Origin of the sequence: Pantoea eucrina (assembly GCF_002095385.1) — a bacterium.
In the GTDB taxonomy this organism is placed as follows: Bacteria; Pseudomonadota; Gammaproteobacteria; order Enterobacterales; family Enterobacteriaceae; genus Pantoea; species Pantoea eucrina.
The window spans coordinates 1-16,970 of the sequence record NZ_MIPP01000060.1 but is presented as its reverse complement, the minus strand read 5'-3'; the positions used below and the strand labels follow the sequence as shown (position 1 = coordinate 16,970).

General features: G+C 53.2%; 19 protein-coding genes and 4 pseudogenes. 8 read left to right on the top strand and 15 right to left on the bottom strand.

From position 1 onward, the window contains the following. From HA43_RS17490 to lipA, 5 genes are all read left to right on the top strand, one after another. A partial coding sequence (locus HA43_RS17490; RefSeq protein WP_211279586.1) for an SPOR domain-containing protein occupies positions 1-243 on the top strand: 243 nt, incomplete at its 5' end. A gap of 123 nt (positions 244-366) precedes the next feature. Continuing rightward, positions 367-1,578, top strand: a complete 1,212-nt coding sequence (gene dacA / locus HA43_RS17485; RefSeq protein WP_039383127.1) for a D-alanyl-D-alanine carboxypeptidase DacA — start codon at positions 367-369, stop codon at positions 1,576-1,578. A 95-nt stretch (positions 1,579-1,673) separates the two neighbouring features. Further along, on the top strand, positions 1,674-1,937 hold the full coding sequence (gene ybeD / locus HA43_RS17480; protein WP_039383125.1) for a DUF493 family protein YbeD: 264 nt from the start codon (positions 1,674-1,676) through the stop codon (positions 1,935-1,937). 69 nt (positions 1,938-2,006) lie between these two features. Next, a complete protein-coding gene (gene lipB / locus HA43_RS17475; RefSeq protein WP_094112227.1) occupies positions 2,007-2,657 on the top strand; it encodes a lipoyl(octanoyl) transferase LipB in 651 nt (216 codons plus the stop codon). Positions 2,658-2,833: 176 nt separating this feature from the next. Further along, positions 2,834-3,799, top strand: coding sequence for a lipoyl synthase (lipA, locus tag HA43_RS17470; protein ID WP_039383121.1), 966 nt, complete (start codon positions 2,834-2,836; stop codon positions 3,797-3,799). 98 nt (positions 3,800-3,897) lie between these two features. On the opposite strand, the gene tatE is transcribed toward lipA, so the two are convergent. The 6 genes from tatE to HA43_RS19485 all read right to left on the bottom strand — a co-directional run bounded on the left by tatE (position 3,898) and on the right by HA43_RS19485 (position 7,412). Further along, positions 3,898-4,101: a twin-arginine translocase subunit TatE gene (gene tatE, locus HA43_RS17465; RefSeq protein WP_039383119.1), complete on the bottom strand. Its 204-nt coding sequence runs from the start codon at positions 4,099-4,101 to the stop codon at positions 3,898-3,900. Positions 4,102-4,200: 99 nt separating this feature from the next. Next, a complete protein-coding gene (locus HA43_RS17460; RefSeq protein WP_094112226.1) occupies positions 4,201-4,995 on the bottom strand; it encodes a deaminated glutathione amidase in 795 nt (264 codons plus the stop codon). 24 nt (positions 4,996-5,019) lie between these two features. Further along, positions 5,020-5,445 carry a GNAT family N-acetyltransferase gene (locus HA43_RS17455; RefSeq protein ID WP_094112225.1) on the bottom strand — a complete coding sequence of 142 codons (426 nt, stop codon included), beginning with the start codon at positions 5,443-5,445 and terminating at the stop codon, positions 5,020-5,022. 347 nt (positions 5,446-5,792) lie between these two features. After that, entirely contained in the window at positions 5,793-6,002 is a 210-nt protein-coding gene (gene cspE, locus HA43_RS17450; protein ID WP_010615627.1) for a transcription antiterminator/RNA stability regulator CspE, read from the bottom strand. 150 nt (positions 6,003-6,152) lie between these two features. Beyond that, on the bottom strand, positions 6,153-6,725 hold the full coding sequence (pagP, locus tag HA43_RS17445; RefSeq protein WP_342039323.1) for a lipid IV(A) palmitoyltransferase PagP: 573 nt from the start codon (positions 6,723-6,725) through the stop codon (positions 6,153-6,155). 603 nt (positions 6,726-7,328) lie between these two features. Beyond that, positions 7,329-7,412 (bottom strand): small membrane protein YohP, encoded by an 84-nt coding sequence (locus HA43_RS19485; RefSeq protein WP_446676465.1) that lies wholly within the window; start codon positions 7,410-7,412, stop codon positions 7,329-7,331. Positions 7,413-7,667: 255 nt separating this feature from the next. Here HA43_RS19485 and HA43_RS17435 point away from each other — a divergent pair. Beyond that, a pseudogene (locus HA43_RS17435) lies at positions 7,668-7,912 on the top strand (hypothetical protein). Between the two features lie 39 nt (positions 7,913-7,951). Here HA43_RS17435 and gntT read toward each other — a convergent pair. Continuing rightward, positions 7,952-9,268: a gluconate transporter gene (gene gntT / locus HA43_RS17430; protein WP_039383106.1), complete on the bottom strand. Its 1,317-nt coding sequence runs from the start codon at positions 9,266-9,268 to the stop codon at positions 7,952-7,954. Positions 9,269-9,544: 276 nt separating this feature from the next. Between gntT and HA43_RS17425 the strand changes: the two genes are divergently transcribed. Beyond that, on the top strand, positions 9,545-10,690 hold the full coding sequence (locus HA43_RS17425; protein ID WP_169713307.1) for an iron-containing alcohol dehydrogenase: 1,146 nt from the start codon (positions 9,545-9,547) through the stop codon (positions 10,688-10,690). Positions 10,691-10,709: 19 nt separating this feature from the next. On the opposite strand, the pseudogene HA43_RS17420 reads toward HA43_RS17425, so the two are convergent. The 3 genes and pseudogenes from HA43_RS17420 to HA43_RS17410 all read right to left on the bottom strand — a co-directional run bounded on the left by HA43_RS17420 (position 10,710) and on the right by HA43_RS17410 (position 12,875). Next, positions 10,710-11,533 (bottom strand): annotated as a pseudogene (locus HA43_RS17420) (Cof-type HAD-IIB family hydrolase). Positions 11,534-11,636: 103 nt separating this feature from the next. Then, positions 11,637-12,056: an RcnB family protein gene (locus HA43_RS17415; protein ID WP_094112228.1), complete on the bottom strand. Its 420-nt coding sequence runs from the start codon at positions 12,054-12,056 to the stop codon at positions 11,637-11,639. Positions 12,057-12,644: 588 nt separating this feature from the next. Further along, positions 12,645-12,875 (bottom strand): DUF1272 domain-containing protein, encoded by a 231-nt coding sequence (locus HA43_RS17410; protein WP_094112223.1) that lies wholly within the window; start codon positions 12,873-12,875, stop codon positions 12,645-12,647. A 131-nt stretch (positions 12,876-13,006) separates the two neighbouring features. Between HA43_RS17410 and HA43_RS17405 the strand changes: the two genes are divergently transcribed. Further along, complete coding sequence (locus HA43_RS17405; RefSeq protein WP_071668968.1) at positions 13,007-14,110, top strand: AI-2E family transporter; 1,104 nt, start codon at positions 13,007-13,009, stop codon at positions 14,108-14,110. Between the two features lie 305 nt (positions 14,111-14,415). On the opposite strand, the pseudogene HA43_RS18920 reads toward HA43_RS17405, so the two are convergent. The 5 genes and pseudogenes from HA43_RS18920 to HA43_RS17385 all read right to left on the bottom strand — a co-directional run. Beyond that, positions 14,416-14,577, bottom strand: a pseudogene (locus tag HA43_RS18920) (VENN motif pre-toxin domain-containing protein); the annotation flags it as partial. Continuing rightward, positions 14,574-14,957, bottom strand: coding sequence for a CDI toxin immunity protein (locus HA43_RS17400; protein ID WP_094112222.1), 384 nt, complete (start codon positions 14,955-14,957; stop codon positions 14,574-14,576). The pseudogene HA43_RS18920 and the gene HA43_RS17400, both read right to left, overlap by 4 nt. Positions 14,958-15,010: 53 nt before the next feature. Beyond that, a pseudogene (locus HA43_RS18955) lies at positions 15,011-15,285 on the bottom strand (hypothetical protein); the annotation flags it as partial. Between the two features lie 298 nt (positions 15,286-15,583). Then, entirely contained in the window at positions 15,584-15,970 is a 387-nt protein-coding gene (locus tag HA43_RS17390; protein WP_094112221.1) for a contact-dependent growth inhibition system immunity protein, read from the bottom strand. Next, positions 15,967-16,970 (bottom strand): VENN motif pre-toxin domain-containing protein (locus tag HA43_RS17385; protein ID WP_094112220.1); only part of this gene is annotated, 1,004 nt, incomplete at its 5' end. The genes HA43_RS17385 and HA43_RS17390, both read right to left, overlap by 4 nt.

The following is a 16,970-nucleotide window of genomic DNA, read 5'->3' as shown; positions in this document are numbered from 1 at the left end:
GGCGCACCGGCCAGCGGCAGCTTTGTTGTTCAGGCTGGCGCGCTGAACGATGCGGGTCGCGCGCAGCAGCTGGCCAGCACGCTCGGTAAGCGCTTCGGCGTGCCGGGTAAGGTTGAGACCAGCGGTAATGTCTATCGTGTTCAGCTTGGCAGCTTTGCCCGTCGGGCTGACGCCGCAGCGCTGCAGCAGCGCCTCAGTACCGAAGCGCAGATTAACGCCTTTATTACCACAGCCCGTCCCTGATAGTGACGGACAGTAACATTTACGGCTAAAACTGACCGGCAATGCGGGATGCTGCCCGATCCCGCATTTGCTATAGTAAGGCACTTTTTTCACCCTAACCCCACGGATGTTGTAGTCCTTAACATGAATACGCTGAAACCTTCTCGTTTGCTGAAACGCCTGACAGTGGGATCACTGGTCGCCCTCTCTCTCAGCCATGTTGCCTTTGCTGATGATATCAATCTCAAAACTATGATTCCGGGCGTGCCGGACATTGATGCTGAGGCTTATGTACTAATCGACTATAACTCCGGTAAGGTGCTGGCCGAAAAGAACGCCGATGCGCGCCGCGATCCCGCCAGCCTGACGAAAATGATGACCAGCTACGTCATTGGTCAGGCGGTTAAAGCCGGTAAAATCCATCAGGATGACATTGTTACCGTGGGTAAAGACGCCTGGGCTACCGGCAACCCGGTATTCAGAGGCTCATCGCTGATGTTCCTTAAGCCAGGCGATCGCGTGCCGGTCTCCCAGCTGACACGCGGCATCGTGCTGCAGTCCGGTAACGACGCCTGTGTCGCAATGGCGGATTATGTGGCTGGCAGTCAGGACGCGTTTGTTAACCTGATGAATAACTATGTCGGAGCGCTGGGTCTGAAAAACACCCATTTCCAGACGGTACATGGGCTGGATGCTGACGGCCAGTACAGCTCCGCGCGCGATATGGCGCTGATTGGTCAGGCGCTGATCCGCGACGTGCCGGATGAGTATGCTATCTATCGTGAAAAAGAGTTCACCTTTAACAATATTCGTCAGATGAACCGCAACGGCCTGTTGTGGGACAGCAGTCTGGCGGTGGACGGCATCAAGACCGGCCATACTGAAGCCGCGGGCTACAATCTGGTGGCGTCTGCCACCGAAGGCCAGATGCGCCTGATCTCCGCCGTAATGGGCGGTCACACCTTTAAAGGACGCGAGACCGAAAGCAAAAAGCTGCTGACCTGGGGCTTCCGCTTCTTTGAAACCGTGGCACCCCTGAAAGCGGGTAAAGAGTTTGCTTCTGAACCGGTCTGGTTCGGTAATACCGATCGCGTTCAGCTGGGCGTGGAGAAAGATGCCTATCTGACTATCCCGCGCGGCCGGATGAAAGATCTGAAAGCGAGCTATGTGCTGAACAACACCGAACTGCACGCGCCGCTGAAGAAAAACCAGGTGGTTGGCAGCATTAACTTCCAGCTGGATGGTAAAACGGTTGAACAGCGTCCGCTGGTTGTACTGAATGAAGTTGAGGAAGGCGGTTTCTTTGGCCGTATCATCGACTACATCAAACTGATGTTCCATCACTGGTTTGGCTGATTTACGGTTGAAAAACCACCAGCTCGCCCATAAATAAGATATGATCAAGGCTCTCGCCCAGGCGGGAGCCTGTTTTTTTAAGCACCGGAGCCAATATGAAAACCAAACTGAATGAACTGCTCGAATTCCCTACCCCGTTTACCTATAAAGTTATGGGACTGGCGCAGCCAGAGCTGGTTGATCAAGTGGTTGAAGTGGTGCAGCGGCATGCGCCTGGCGACTATACACCTGATGTAAAGCCCAGCAGCAAAGGCAACTATCACTCTGTATCCATTACTATTAACGCGACCCATATTGAGCAGGTTGAAACGCTCTATGAAGAGCTGGGTAACATCGATATCGTGCGCATGGTACTGTAACACCGGCGCTGGCAAAGCCCGCTTTGCCAGCGTTATACTCAGGCTTTCCCTCTTTACCGGACCTCCGCTGTGTCTGCAAATACGCTTCTTGTACGCAACCTCGGCCTGCGCGACTGGCAGCCCGTCTCCGATGCCATGCATCACTTCACCGATACCCGCAATGCGGAAACGCCCGATGAGCTCTGGCTGGTTGAGCACGCGCCGGTCTTTACGCAGGGACAGGCTGGTAAAGCTGAACATCTGCTGATGCCGGGCGATATCCCGGTGGTGCAGAGCGATCGCGGCGGTCAGGTGACGTATCACGGCCCGGGGCAGCAAATCATGTACGTGCTGGTGGATATTAAGCGGCGCAGGCTGGGCGTGCGCGAGCTGGTTACGGCACTGGAAGAGACCGTCATTGCCACCCTGGCAGAGTACGGCGTGACGGCGCGCGCGCGCGCAGATGCGCCCGGCGTCTATGTGGGTGATGACAAAATCTGTTCACTCGGACTACGTATCCGTAAAGGCTGTTCATTCCACGGGCTGGCGCTGAATATCGCAATGGATCTGGCTCCGTTCCTGCGTATCAATCCATGCGGCTATGCCGGGATGAAGATGACGCAGCTGAGCCGGTTCCGGCCTGACGCTATGCCAGCTGATGTGCGTCCGCGTCTGGTGGCACACTTCGCACATCTGACGGGATTTGAAGAGATGGCGTGGCAGGATGAAAGCGCGGACTGACCTTGTCTGTGCGTGCGTATTTACAAAATTGTAACCTTTCTCACCGCATAGCGGCTGCTTATGCAGCGGCGAGATGATATAATTTTTGCAAATTTTTCAAAAAAAGTTGAAAGCCTGGTTCTCAGTTTGAGTGAGGAAGCTTTCAAATCGCAATCCCGATCGGAACCTGCAGATTTATGAGTAAACCAATTCAGATGGAACGCGGCGTCAAGTATCGCGATGCCGACAAAATGGCGCTGATTCCGGTGAAAACCGTGGTCACCGAGCGCGACGAAATTCTGCGTAAGCCGGAGTGGATGAAGATCAAGCTGCCGGCTGACTCCAGCCGCATCCAGGGCATTAAAGCTGCGATGCGCAAAAATGGCCTGCACTCTGTTTGCGAAGAAGCGTCCTGCCCTAACCTGGCAGAGTGTTTCAACCACGGCACCGCCACCTTTATGATCCTTGGCGCCATCTGTACCCGCCGCTGCCCGTTCTGCGACGTGGCACACGGTCGTCCTAACGCCCCTGATGCGAACGAGCCGCTGAAGCTGGCGCAGACCATTGCCGATATGGCGCTGCGGTACGTGGTTATCACCTCTGTCGATCGTGACGATCTGCGTGACGGCGGCGCACAGCACTTTGCTGACTGCATCACGGCTATTCGTGAGAAGAGTCCCAGCATCAAAATTGAAACGCTGGTCCCTGATTTCCGCGGGCGTATGGATCGTGCGCTGGAGATCCTCACCGCCACGCCGCCTGACGTGTTTAACCACAACCTGGAAAACGTGCCGCGCGTTTACCGTCAGGTGCGTCCCGGCGCTAACTATGAGTGGTCACTTAAGCTGCTGGAGCGCTTTAAAGAGGCGCATCCTGATATTCCGACCAAATCGGGCCTGATGGTGGGCCTGGGCGAAACCAACGCGGAGATCGTGGAAGTGATGCGCGATTTGCGCCGCCACGGTGTGACCATGCTGACGCTGGGGCAATATCTGCAGCCGAGCCGCCATCATCTGCCGGTACAGCGCTATGTCAGCCCGGCGGAATTTGATGAGATGAAAGAAGAAGCGATGGCGATGGGCTTCACTCACGCCGCCTGCGGCCCGTTTGTGCGCTCTTCTTACCATGCGGATATGCAGGCTAAAGGACTGGAAGTAAAATAATCCTCTGCTGACATCCTCCTGATACAAAAAAACCAGCCTCTGTGAGTCTGGTTTTTTTTCATCACAACTTGTTACAGTTGTGCGGCCCGGGCACGCCTTTACTCTTTATGGCTGACGCGCTCTGCCGGGATCTCATCTGCACTGCTCTTTGCAACGGTGCTGTCGTCGTCCTTCATGGCTTTTTTAAAGCCCTTGATCGCCGATCCTAAATCACCGCCCAGCGAACGCAGCTTATTGGTACCAAATAACAGAACAATAAGTGCACCGATAATCAGCAGCTTGGCAATACTGATACCTTCCATACTCTACCTTCAGCTCTCACGTATAACGGACAGCCTTTATTAACGCGCACTCTGCGCCGGCACTCAACAGAATTCTGTAACAGAGTAAGATCGGATCGGTCACTCCTGACGCAGCTGCGGCGTGGCAAAGCGACGGTTCTCCAGCACCGGCAAAATGCGGCGTGCGTAAGCGAGTCGCTCCGCCTCAAGATCGGCGAAGATCAGCGTGGCAGATTCAGCGGCCTGCGCGATCGTCACCCCCAGCGGATCGATCGTCATGCTGTTGCCAATATTACGCGGCCCGCATTCACCAGTGGCGACCAGATAACAGGTGTTTTCCAGCGCCCGGGTCGCCGTCAGTAGCGCCCAGTGACGCTCTTTTTGCGGGCCTCTGACCCACGCAGCGGGCAGCACCAGTACCTCTGCCCCATCCAGCGCCAGGCGTCGCGCCAGCTCAGGAAAACGAATATCGTAGCAGGTCATCAGCCCGACCTTCATGCCGGCGACCTCAATCAGCGGCGGGATAGTGCTGCCTGCCGTAACGCGCTGTGATTCCTGCATCGCAAAGGCGTCATAGAGATGCAGCTTGGCGTAGTGCGCAATGATCCTGCCATTACGCAGGGCGACCAGCACATTTTGCGTTTTTCCTGCGGCAGCCGGTACGTGCACGCTCATAATCGTGGTGAGGCTGTTCTCTGCGCTTTCAGCCAGCAGCGCGCTGACAAACGGCCCATCAAGCGGCTGGGCCGCCTGCAGAATACGATCGGGATGCTCTCTGTCCTGCATCAGTACCGCTTCCGGCAGCACCAGCAGATCGGCTCCTCCTGCCCGCGCACGCTGCATCAAATCGCGACAGGTGACGATATTCTCCTGCCATTCGCTGCTGACGGCGAACTGCCCCATTGCCGCTCTCATTGTCTCTCCTCCGATACCGGTGCGCTAACAGAGATCTTTTGTATGGTAGCGCGGTGACTCCACATAGCCTTCACGTGCGTAAAACTGATTAGCTTTAAGCCGCGAAGCGTGACAGTGCACCTCCATACGATCGCAACCTCGCTGCCGCGCCAGCTGTTCAGCGTGGGACAGCAGCTGCTGGCCGCTGCCTTTACTGCGTTCACCTTCAGCAATGCAAAAGTAGCTGATGCGGGCAAAATCACCTGCCAGCGCCAGCTGCGGAATAAAATGCAGCGACAAAAATCCCAGTACCTGCGTTCCGTGTTCAGCCACCAGCAGGATCTCATCCTGATGAGTACAAAGCTGCGCCAGCCGCGCTTCAATAAAGTGCTCAGTGCCACTATAGCCAAGCTCAGCCAGCAGCGCGCTCAGGGCGAAACAGTCATCAGGCCGCGCCTCACGTATATGCATAGTGCTTCTCCTTGTATCGGGCTGATGTTTATATAGCCTGTGAACGGGAAAAGCTGCAAGCGGCAGTGGTTAAAACTCTGGTTTGTGAAGCATTAAGCGCACTCTGTGGCGTCATATTTCTGTCATCTGAGCTTAAGGCTGACTTAATCTTGCTTTGGCATGCTGAGGGAAATCACATCTGAGGCGAGTAGAATGAAAAACTGGATCCCACGTTCTTCGGAAGAGATGCTGGCACTGACTTTTGCTGCGGTAGTGGTAGCCGCCTGGCTGATCACCTGGTGGCATAACTGAAAAAAGAATAAAAAAAACCCGCCATCAGGCGGGTTTTTAAAATTCTGACTGTTAACTTACAGAGCGGTAACGTTAGCAGCAGATGGGCCTTTAGCGCCGTCGGTGATTTCAAACTCTACACGCTGACCTTCAGCCAGAGTTTTGAAGCCGTTGCTCTGGATAGCAGAGAAGTGTACGAATACATCTTTGCTGCCATCTTCTGGAGTAATGAAACCGAATCCTTTGGACTCATTAAACCACTTAACGTTACCTTTGATCTTGGACATCTATATTACCTTTACATGAAAAATGGACACTAAACTGTGTCGTCATCTAGTACAGCAATTGCAGTGGCATTTGTCCAGTCCGAATTGATGAAAAAGTGATAAATATCGGATTTTTGTCTTTGCATCACACTTTTGCACTTATGTGCTCGCTTAAAACTGGAATCTGAGCCAGGCAAAATAGACGTTGCCGTTGTTATAAGTACCGGGAATGTAAGTCATTTGAAACGTGGCGGGTCCGTAGCCTACGGATGCCAGCGGCAGCACCAGCGGCACCGGAATATATTTCCAGTTATCGCGCGCGGTGAAGCCAGCCGTATAGCCAGCTCCCAGATGAAAACGCTGATCCTGCAGCGGACGCCACGTCGCTTCCCAGCCATAGCCGGCAATCGGTTCCCACTTGTTGAAGGAGTCTTTAAACGCCATCACGTAGAGCCCGTTCCAGTTACCCTTATCGTCCCAGCGCGAGATGCCGCCCCCTGCCCCCCACGGCCGTTCGTTATATTTTCTGATGTGCGCATCATCATACGTCCAGCGGTTGTGCCAGGTGATGGCAGGCACATAAAGATCGTAATGCTGCGGCGCAGACCAGGTCTGAGCCACACTGTCGCTGAAACTATTCCATCCCGCTTTAAGCGCGGCGCCTGCCGTAGCGGCTGAGGCAGAAAATGAGACCAGTAAGGTCAACACGCAGCCCGACATGGCTGCTGAAACGTGTCGATTCACGGATAAAACCCTGTTATTACAAAATTTAATAGCGTGCAGAACCTCTGTAGCCAGCTCTGCAAAAGTGATTGCTGCATTTTTGCGTCTGAAATTGCCAAAAGTAGCGGTAATCCTTTTCAGATATAGCCTGAAATAACGCGCATGCAAGGGCCTATTGTACCTGCGAAGGCCGTTACGAATAAAACCGCAGTTAAACGAATCAGAAAAAGTGCTTTTGTGACATAAAGTGCAATTTTGAAAATCGGCTAAAAGCAAAAAAATGTTATTTATCATAAAATAACGTAAATTTTGTCTGCCACCACACAGGTAAACAGAATTAATCATTTGAAGCCAGGGTCTGATTGCGATATTTCTTATTTTCCGGGAGGGAACAGGGAGAGAAACGGTGACGATTTGTTGCAGCCAGTGCGGCAGTAAAAAATTCTTTTATACGTGCCAGCGGAGTGAAGCTTCAGAGCCGGCAGCTCATCACGGCGCACGCTGTGCCGTATGCAGAAAGCCGCTAAACAGTTCGGATGTTAAACCGCCTGAAATAGCCGTCAGAGAGGCTATTGTACGTTATGCGCGATAACAATTTCAGGCACCCGCAGGTGCCTGAATACGTCAGAAAATCAGCTTGAATACACCAGTAATAGTCAGCAGCCCGACAATAAAGACAATCGCAATGATCCACAGAAATATTTTCATTATTCGCTCCTTCAGTTTGAAAATTTATGCATCCGCCGATGAGTATAGCTGAATATCCTGAACGCGCCGCACGCTGCCGATACGCGTTTCGCTTCACCGGCCAGGTGAATAAGCCCGTGCTATTTCTGCGAGCAGGGTCGCAGCTCAGCCATTAACTGGCCCTGCAGGCGCTCTTTACAGATTTCGACGCGCTAAACTTAAAGCGCCTGTGACGGGCCTCAATGGTTATCTCTGTTAGCGAAACGAGGAGAAATTATGAGTACGATTAATACCAGCATGGGACGTTATAGCCTGAAGGCGAAGGAGGTCGGCAGCCATATTAAAGGGAGTATCGCTATTAACGACGAAGGCGGTACGCAGCTGACCATGCAGGAGTTTGATGAACACTATCTGGATGATGTGGTAAACAATGTCATCTACCGGTAACGGGGGGCAATCGTGAAATTACCCGTGCACTGCGCGAGCAGATGGTAAAAGCGGGTTTTGAGCAGCCACATTAAGGCTGTCGGGCCACAATTCTGTGGCCCGTTATAAGCTGATTACAGCGCAGCAGAGAGCAGCAGACAGCCTGCCAGACCGCATACGGAAATAATCGTCTCCAGCGCCGACCACGATCGGATAGTCTCACCGATGGTGAGATTAAAATACTCTTTAAACAGCCAGAAGCCGGGATCGTTAACGTGCGAGAAGATAACGCTGCCGGAGCCTACTGCTATCACCATCAGCTCAGGGCTGGCACCACTGGTCACGATCAGCGGTGCAACAATCCCGCCAGCCGTAATGGCGGCAACCGTGGCTGAACCCAGCGCAATACGCAGGATCGCCGCAATCGACCAGGCCATAAAAATCGGCGACAGATTGGTCGCATGCATCATGCCCGCAATATATTTATCCACGCCGCTGTCTACCAGCACCTGTTTAAAGGCTCCGCCACCGCCAATAATCAGCAGCATCATTGCAATGATCTTGATGGAGTCGGTGATGGTGCCCATCACCTCATCCATGCTGCGTCCGCGATTCAGACCGAAGGTAAAAATAGCGATAAGAACGGCGATCAGCGTTGCCATAATCGGGTCGCCAAAGAATTCAGCGTAAGGCAGCAGTACGTGTCCTTTCGGCAGCAGCATCTCAGCCACCGCACGCAATGCCATCAGGATCACTGGCACCAGCGCGGTCCAGACGCTGACGCCAAATCCTGGCATCTCTGCTTCTGTAAAGGTTTTGGGATTCCACAGCCCTTCCGGAATTGGCTTATCGATGCCTTTCAGAAAACGCGCATACACCGGGCCAGCCAGAATCACGGTAGGGATCCCCAGCAGCGTGCCGTAAAGCAGCGTTTTACCCATATCAGCGTTAAACAGCGTCGCGATCGCGGTCGGACCCGGATGCGGCGGCAGAAAACCGTGCGTTACCGAGAGCGCGGCTGCCATGGGAACGCCGACGTAAAGCAGCGGCACGCGCGCTGAGGCAGCGATACTGAATACCAGCGGCAGCATCAGTACAAACCCTACCTCATAAAACAGCGCAAAGCCCACGGTAAAACCGGTCAGCACCAGCGCCCACTGGATATGCTTCTCACCAAATTTTGCAATCAGGGTGGTGGCGATACGCTGCGCGCCGCCGCAGTCAGCCAGCAGCTTACCCAGCATGGCTCCAAAGCCCATAATCAGCGCCAGGCTGCCAAGTGTCCCGCCTACGCCGGTTTTGATTGAGCCGATCACTTTATTGACCGGCATGCCCTGCATCATGCCCACCGCCAGCGCCACCAGAATCAGCGCGATAAAGCCGTTAAGTTTGAAGCGAATCATCAGCAGTAGCAGTAGCGCTACGCCGATGGCCACATAGAGTAATGGCATGGTTATTCTCCACTTTTTACGCGCGGCGTCAGTTGCCAGCGGGTTGCGTTGTACTACCGGATCGGCCAGATGAAGCCGGATGTTGCGAAATGCGTCATACTGTTACCGGTATCATGTTAAGGGCAACACCGGGCCGGTAACATCAGAGCGGCAGGCTGAATTTCGTTTTTGCGAAGGCGATCAACTTTTGTTCATTAAGCTACCGGCGTTTATACCTGCGTCAGCAGCGCTTTTCGCTACACTGGCTGCCCGAAATCAATCTGAAAGGATAGACAGGTGAGTGAGAACCTGATTGCACTTTACAGTAACCAGCGAACTCTGTGCGGACGCGGCAGCATTCGCACTCTGCCCGCGCTGCTGGCTGAGGAGCCGCAGCCTGCGCTGCTGTTTTGCGGCCGCTCATTTCTCAATAGCGAGACGTGGCAGCAGCTGAAGGGTGAGCTGCAACACGCTATCCAGGACTATGAAATAGTCAGTCATGAGGCTTCTCCGGAAGAGATTGACGTCTGGGTCGCGCGCTGGCGCGGACGGGTTAAGCGGGTGGTGGCGATTGGCGGCGGCAGCGTGCTGGATGCGGCAAAAGCGTTCTGCGCCATGATAGAGCATCCGCTGCCGACGGCGCACTACCTGGAAAAAGTGGGGGATACACCGGTGCAGGGCGACACGCTGCCGCTGATCGCCATCCCCACTACCGCCGGCACCGGCAGTGAAGTCACGCAAAACGCTGTGGTCACCGATCAGCAGCACATCAAAATAAAAGCGTCGCTGCGCCATCCAAACTTTGTTCCTTCCGTCGCGATTCTCGATCCCGACCTGCTGCGCGGCGCACCTGATAGCGTCCTCGCTACCTGCGCAATTGACGCCTTTACGCATCTGTTCGAAGCGTACCTGTCAAAGAAAGGCAACGTATTTACTCAGCAGATGGCGCTCAGCGGCCTGCGGCTCTTTTTTCAGGCCTGGCCTTACCTGAACCGCGCTGACCGGCAGGGTGACGAGGCGCGTGAGGCAATGATGATGGCGTCCTGGCTGGGCGGCCTCTGCCTGAGCAGCGCCGGCCTGGGCGTGATCCATGGCATCGCAGGCGAGTTGGGGGCGATCAAAGCGATTCACCATGGTGAAGCCTGCGGCCGCCTGCTGTTTCCGTTTCTGGATCAGCTGGCAGAAAGCGACCACCCTGAACAGCAGCGCCTGATGAGCACGTTTGCGGCGCAGCTGATGCCCGGCGTCTCCGCGCCTGCCCCGCTGGCGCTGAAAGCCTGGCTGCAGCAGCACGCTATTGTGCCGTTCTGGCAGGAGGGACCTGCGCTCTCTGCCACAGAGGTGGGCTGGATTGTCGCACGCGCCAACAGTAAAAATAGCTGGGTAACCTATAACAGCGCGCAGATGACCGACATGCTTGTTCAGGCGTGGCGCGTGCTCTGAGCCTGCCGGCGCGCTCTGCTCAGGCGAACGGGCCCTCACCCGCCAGCATCTGCTCGATGACCTGCAGCACGCCAGCATGATTATTATCCGCGGTGACATAGCGCGCCGCGGCTTTCACCCGCGCCGGCGCGTTCTGCATCGCAAAGCTAAATCCCGACTGCGCCAGCATTTCCAGATCGTTGCCACCATCGCCGAATGCCAGGACTTCGCTGCTCTCAATCCCCCAGCGCTGCTGCAGCAGACGCAGTCCGTTGGCCTTGTGGAGGCCAGGCACAATCAAATCCACTGAGCCGTGGCCGCTGGAGGTGGCCGCAGCCGATCCCTGGTGCAGCCGCTCAATGTCTGCCATTAAAACCGGCACATAGTCATCAGAGAGGTTCAGGGCAAATTTAAACAGTCGATCGTCGCAATCTCATCCAGCGTCTCAATGGGCCGCAGGCGGTGGCAATAATGCCGCATCTTCTGCAGCCACTGCGCGTCCGCACCGGCAAAGTAGTAGGCGCTGTTGCGACCACAGATAAGAAAGCGCAGGCCGGGATAGTTACCCTGCTGCAGCGTATCCAGCACGGCGTGCACCGCCTCACGGCTGAACGCGCCGCAGAAAAGCTCCTCTTCACTATCGAGGATCCACGCACCGTTCTCCGCAACGAACGCGATCTCATGGGCTATTTCCGGAAAAAAGGATTTCAGCTGGTAATACTGATTGCCGCTGGCGACGACAAACCGGATACCGCGCTGTTTCATCATTTGGTAGCAGGCCATGAACCGCGACCGGTCATACTGCTTACGGTCATCCAGAAAGGTGCCATCCATATCCACTGCTACCATTTTTACTGCGGCCATCATCACTCCTTAGCACATGTGTATTAGCGGTAGCTCACAGAATAGCCTGGCAAAGGGTGAAAGCAGAAGCGCAGCGGGAGGCGTGGTTCCTCCCGGCAAGAGATTAATCGAAGGCGCCGTTGAGTAATATGGCGGTGATGATGCCGGTTGCAGCCGCTACCAGCACATAATTGCCGTCGATAAAGGCCCAGTGCTCACCGCGCGGCGGTGCGGTAAGGCCGCGATCGCGCCAGTTATCCACGCGGTATCCGGTACCGCGATAGGCGGGTGGTATCGGCTGGCCGCGCCGGAACTCATGCCCCTGCCAGGCAAAGCGGTCAGCGTGATGATGCCCTTCCGGCCCGCCCCGCTCGCCGTGACGCTCATTACCGGGTCCACGGCGATCGGCTTCCCGCCCGGATGCGTGCTGGCTTTCATGTGTATTCCAGCGGGGACCGCCAGGGCCTTCTGCCTGACTCAGCGCAGAAAACAGCGTGCTGCATGCAATAAGGGAAATAGCGATCTGCGTTTTAATTTTTTTCACCATGGTCTCCATCACAGCAGCAATAAGTGCGCTGCCGGCAGAGACTATTAACCAGTCACGCAGCGAATAATAGTTCCTTCACTCTTAAAAACTCCATTATTACAGTAAATTACACTGCCTTAGCGCTTTCTTAACGAAGATGTCCGGCCGGATACAAATAAGTACCGCAGAGAAAAAAACATAAAAAAACCCGACCGCAGGGATCGGGTAAATAAAAATGTTTCATTATTCAGAAACAGGGAAACCCTGCAAATCAGAGGGTAAAACTGAAGCACACAACGCCACATCACCAGCATTGCGCGCGCAGAATAACACTTCACCGCTAAAACAATAAATAAAATTAATCGGATTTAGGAATATTACTTAACGCTGCCGGGCTGATTAACGCTGCTTATAAATAAGGTCAGTGCTCTGACCTCGCGCCAGTGGCGGAATTAAAATCTCATAAAAAACATAAAATTAAAATAATTACCTTTTGGGGCTGGCAACAGGAAAATAACTGCCCTTTCTGATCTCTGGTTTCACTGCGGATAACATTATAAGCAGCTTAATTAATTATCTGCTGGTCACTCATTGCGCGCACCGGAATTACGGCTGCCGGATGTGCCGCAGCAGAGAAGCCGGATGCCGCGCCAGCGCTGCGGCAGGTCGTATCGGGCGACGGACCAGTTCGCCGCTGCAGTTCGGACAGCGCTGCAGCAGAACATGCTCAGCGCAGGTTGCGCAGAATGTGCATTCAAATGAGCAGATACGTGCCTCCGCGCTTTCCGGCGGTAAATCGGCATTGCACCACTCACAGTTAGGTCGCAGTTCAAGCATAGGGTTCTCCGGTTTGGCGCAGGCTCAGGACAGATTTTTATCCGTTACTGCATTCAATCATGTGAAACAGATTACATTCTGCGCCAGCCGTTCTATAGTTCTTTCGCTACGTTTATTTGCGAGGCTATGGAATGCGTGTTAAAGGCTTAAATATCGGTTTCTTTATTCTTATCCTGGCGATTGTCACCATCGCCTTTTTTGATGTGCTGTCACCTTATTTCTCTGCCATTCTCTGGGCGGCTATCCTGGCGGTGATTTTTGCCCCGCTGAAGGTGCTGCTGCGGCGTAAAATGGGCGACCGTAACGGGCTTGCCTCTTTTGTCACGCTGATGATTATCTGTCTGATTGTATTTACGCCGCTGGCGATCATCACCTCATCGCTGGTGGTGGAGATCAATACCGTTTACGTCAAGCTGCAGAATAATTCAGCGCAGTTTCCGACAGTGTTTGCTGAGCTGCTGCAGCATCTGCCGGGCTGGGCGCAGCGCTATCTGGCCGACCACGATCTCAACAACTCTGCCCAGATTCAGCAAAAGCTCTCTGAGTTCGCGCTGAAAGGGGGCCAGTATATGGCGGGCAGCGTGCTGCTGATTGGTAAAGGCACGTTTACCTTTACCGTAAGCTTTGGCGTGATGCTCTATTTACTGTTCTTCCTGCTGAAAGATGGTGCCTGGCTGGTGGGCCTGATCCTCGAAGCGCTGCCGCTCTCCACCTATGTGAAGCATCATCTGCTGATGAAGTTTGCTGCGGTGTCGCGCGCGACGGTGAAAGGAACCGTGGTGGTGGCAATTGTTCAGGGTGTACTGGGCGGCTTTGCTTTCTGGATCACTGACATCGACGGCAGCCTGCTGTGGGGTGCGCTGATGGCGTTTCTGTCGCTTATCCCGGCGGTCGGATCCGCCATCGTCTGGGTGCCGGCAGCGATCTTTTTCTTTGCCACCGGCGCGCTGTGGAAAGGCCTCTTCCTGGTCGGCTTCTTTGTGGTGATTGTCGGCCTGGTAGATAACATTCTGCGCCCGCTGCTGGTGGGTAAAGACACCAAGATGCCGGACTATATGATCCTGATCGCCACGCTGGGCGGCATGGAAATCTACGGCATCAACGGCTTTGTGATTGGCCCGCTGATTGCCGCTCTGTTCATCGCCTGCTGGAACCTCCTCTCCGGTCGCGATAACCGCGACAACGCCGAAGAGATTGATGAAGAGTTTATTGAAGAGGGCAAAACGCGCGAGTAGCGCTATGCACTATGCGCTGAGCTGACTAAAAACCGCCTGCGGGCGGTTTTTTTATGATGCCAGCTGCGAACAAAGTAAATCCTATAACCGATCCAGACGCTGGCCCGATTTCTGCTGGCGCAAACTGCCGGATAAGCCAGTACCGGGGCTGATACTCTTTCAGATGTTGAAGGCTGTTCAGCCGCCGCGTTCCCCACTGCCTTCACTGCCACACGCTTCAGCCCAGACCCACCAGCCAGAGATGCAACGATAGTCTTTTTCGGCCAGCGCGGCCGGTTCCGTCTCGCCCGCTACCTACCCGCGAGACCCGCCGCGTAAGCCGTCACCGCCCCCACCACCGCGTGCGCCATCAGGTTCGCCTGCACGTTTACCGAACCGTCCGCGTTCAGCGTCTGGTTATGAATAACCTCTGCCAGATACGGTGCCGCCGCGCCCGTTACCGCCTGCGCCCGGCTGCCTCCCGTCACGAACGTCCAGGTCTTGACCCAACACGAAACCTCTCGGATGGGAATAAAGGTTGTATTATAATTTCATTATTATAAATAAATAATTTTGGTGACAATGCCGTAACATCATAGACATTTTCAGCGATCAGCTTAATATTCGTCCTAAATATCGGTATATCAGCATCATCTGCCAGGAAAAATACGTCTTGATTTTTTACTATGCTTACGTTTAATACATCATACAAATTATCATAATCACTATGTTCTATCTCATTCCATACAACCCCCCCTAGGGCAATAGGGTATTTATTAAGTAAGTCAATAGCTTTATTCTCCTCATCGCCGATAACCAAATGAAAATCAGAAAACAATGCTTCTTTACACTCATCAAATAAAGTCATTATTTCTACCTGTTTAATTATCTCAATATAGTTTCAAAAGTCTTTTCATCACTTTAAAAAGGTATGACTGTTTTAACTGCTTTACCAGGTTATTTGCTTTTCGAATAATCCGATATACTAATGTGCGTCCCTTTCTCTGGGTCATAATCAACACACTACCTAACTTGCCATCACTGGATTTACGACTAACAACTTTTTCATTGCCAGCACTTACTTCTAACTGACCAATAACAGAATTTGAATCAGTACCTAAATCATCGACTATATTCATGGCTTTATTTCTGGCTACTTCCCAATTCTTTTCAGCTTTAAGCACCGTTTCAATACGGTTTACGACTCCCGGAAATTTCTTACCCGGCAATATTACCCCGGCCAGCATCCCGCTCGTCGCTTCCAACGCCATTTAGTTCACTTCGGTCGCCTGTATGATGATATCAGCTACCGCAGACCATTCACTGCTCATCAGCGCCTTAACGCTATCCGCTACCGACTGATTCTTACCGGACAGGTCATTAAGCATTTGGAGGTGAAGGACTGGCTGCCGTAAGATAGGCTGGCGCCGATGGCGTTGTTGTTCTCCGGAACGGGTTATAAAGTAAAACCCCGGCTCATTGCCGGGGATTTTGCTATAGTGTTATCTGATTTATTTTTGAAATGTCTTTTCTTAGATCGTCACTTATATCTGAAGGATCTAATTCGTTTATGACACCCCTTATTTCAATAAATGTTTCTTTGTTAATTTTTAAATCATTTTCGGTTATTGTCGATAAAGATGATATAAGCTCACCGTCATAAAACTCACCTGCAAGAGGATCTTCTTTCAAAATAGTTAATATCTTAGGTAATAGCTGGTCAATACATATTTTTTGTCTTATGGCGCGACAAACATCTTCTACTTCTAGATCTTCAATAGGCATATCGAGAATTCTTTCGAACCATTCTTCAAGAGAAGATTTCTGGCTTATATCATTACTTTTATTGATATTCCCTATCAAAATACGGAACGTCGTCATATTCCATGTCCTTTCAGAGCAGATTCAATTTTATTAATAGCATCAGTAGCTCTACCATATGCAGCCTGTGCTTCAGGATTGTCTAAATTTTTTAATGTATCCGCATGATTTCTTAATCCCCTGAGAGTATTTTGCATTTCCTGCATATGATCCCAGTAACCTCCATCTTGTTTAGGTACAGGATTGCCATCCATGTCCTTTAATGTTCCGGTTATATAATGGTCTTTCAGGGCATTTTTTATAGTGTTGTCGATCTTTCTAATAGCACTTTCCTGTTTTTGATTAAGCTGCTGAGGCTGTTTATCATTCTTTTGCTTGGGATCATTCTCAGGGGGAGTTGGAGTACCCGATCCGGCACCAGCCAGCTCAGTTTTCTCAGCATCAGTCAGATCCTTACCAACATTTGGCGTGGAACCGCTATTGTCGCTGTCACCGTTCTGTTGAGCCGCAACCACCGCCATCAGCATGCAGCTGGTATTCGCCAAACAGGCCGCGTCCATCCCCTCTTTGACTTTCTTCGTCAGTGCCAGCGCCGCCTGCTCACTGGCTCCGCCTTTACCCGCTTCGGCCATCGCCGCTGAGTTGAGCGTTTCCTGTGCCAGCATCTGCTGCAACATGCCCGCGCTGAACATATTGTTACTGATTTCATTCTGGCCAGCCTGGGCGCCTGCGACCGCATCAGCTGTTGAATTACCGGTAAGGCCGCCAGCCAGCCCTGCTGCAACCGTGCCCAGCGCGACCAGCGTCTGCTTCTGCTCCTCATTCAGCTGACTGACAGGCACATCACCATACAGTGCCTTTTTGATGGCTTCACCCACCGATGCCGTGGTGGCTGCGCCCGCCGCACCGGACAGCGCTGAGTTGCCCTGTGCCGCAGCTATGACACCAGCCATAGCCGCATGTGCCATGATGCGGCCCGCCTCATCCGGCGCGGTCTGTTTAATAATCTCTGCCAGGTACGGTGCCGCCGCGCCCGTTACCGCCTGCGCCAGGCTGCCCC

Excerpts from the sequence above, each read along its gene's own strand:
- lipA (WP_039383121.1), top strand. The coding sequence starts at position 2,834 with ATGAGTAAACCAATTCAGATGGAACGCGGCGTCAAGTATCGCGATGCC.
- gntT (WP_039383106.1), bottom strand. The coding sequence starts at position 9,268 with ATGCCATTACTCTATGTGGCCATCGGCGTAGCGCTACTGCTACTGCTG.
- cspE (WP_010615627.1), bottom strand. The coding sequence starts at position 6,002 with ATGTCCAAGATCAAAGGTAACGTTAAGTGGTTTAATGAGTCCAAAGGA.
- HA43_RS19485 (WP_446676465.1), bottom strand. The coding sequence starts at position 7,412 with ATGAAAATATTTCTGTGGATCATTGCGATTGTCTTTATTGTCGGGCTG.
- HA43_RS17460 (WP_094112226.1), bottom strand. The coding sequence starts at position 4,995 with ATGAGAGCGGCAATGGGGCAGTTCGCCGTCAGCAGCGAATGGCAGGAG.
- dacA (WP_039383127.1), top strand. The coding sequence starts at position 367 with ATGAATACGCTGAAACCTTCTCGTTTGCTGAAACGCCTGACAGTGGGA.
- HA43_RS17390 (WP_094112221.1), bottom strand. The coding sequence starts at position 15,970 with ATGACGACGTTCCGTATTTTGATAGGGAATATCAATAAAAGTAATGAT.
- HA43_RS17410 (WP_094112223.1), bottom strand. The coding sequence starts at position 12,875 with ATGCTTGAACTGCGACCTAACTGTGAGTGGTGCAATGCCGATTTACCG.
- ybeD (WP_039383125.1), top strand. The coding sequence starts at position 1,674 with ATGAAAACCAAACTGAATGAACTGCTCGAATTCCCTACCCCGTTTACC.
- tatE (WP_039383119.1), bottom strand. The coding sequence starts at position 4,101 with ATGGAAGGTATCAGTATTGCCAAGCTGCTGATTATCGGTGCACTTATT.
- HA43_RS17405 (WP_071668968.1), top strand. The coding sequence starts at position 13,007 with ATGCGTGTTAAAGGCTTAAATATCGGTTTCTTTATTCTTATCCTGGCG.
- HA43_RS17455 (WP_094112225.1), bottom strand. The coding sequence starts at position 5,445 with ATGCATATACGTGAGGCGCGGCCTGATGACTGTTTCGCCCTGAGCGCG.
- HA43_RS17400 (WP_094112222.1), bottom strand. The coding sequence starts at position 14,957 with ATGACTTTATTTGATGAGTGTAAAGAAGCATTGTTTTCTGATTTTCAT.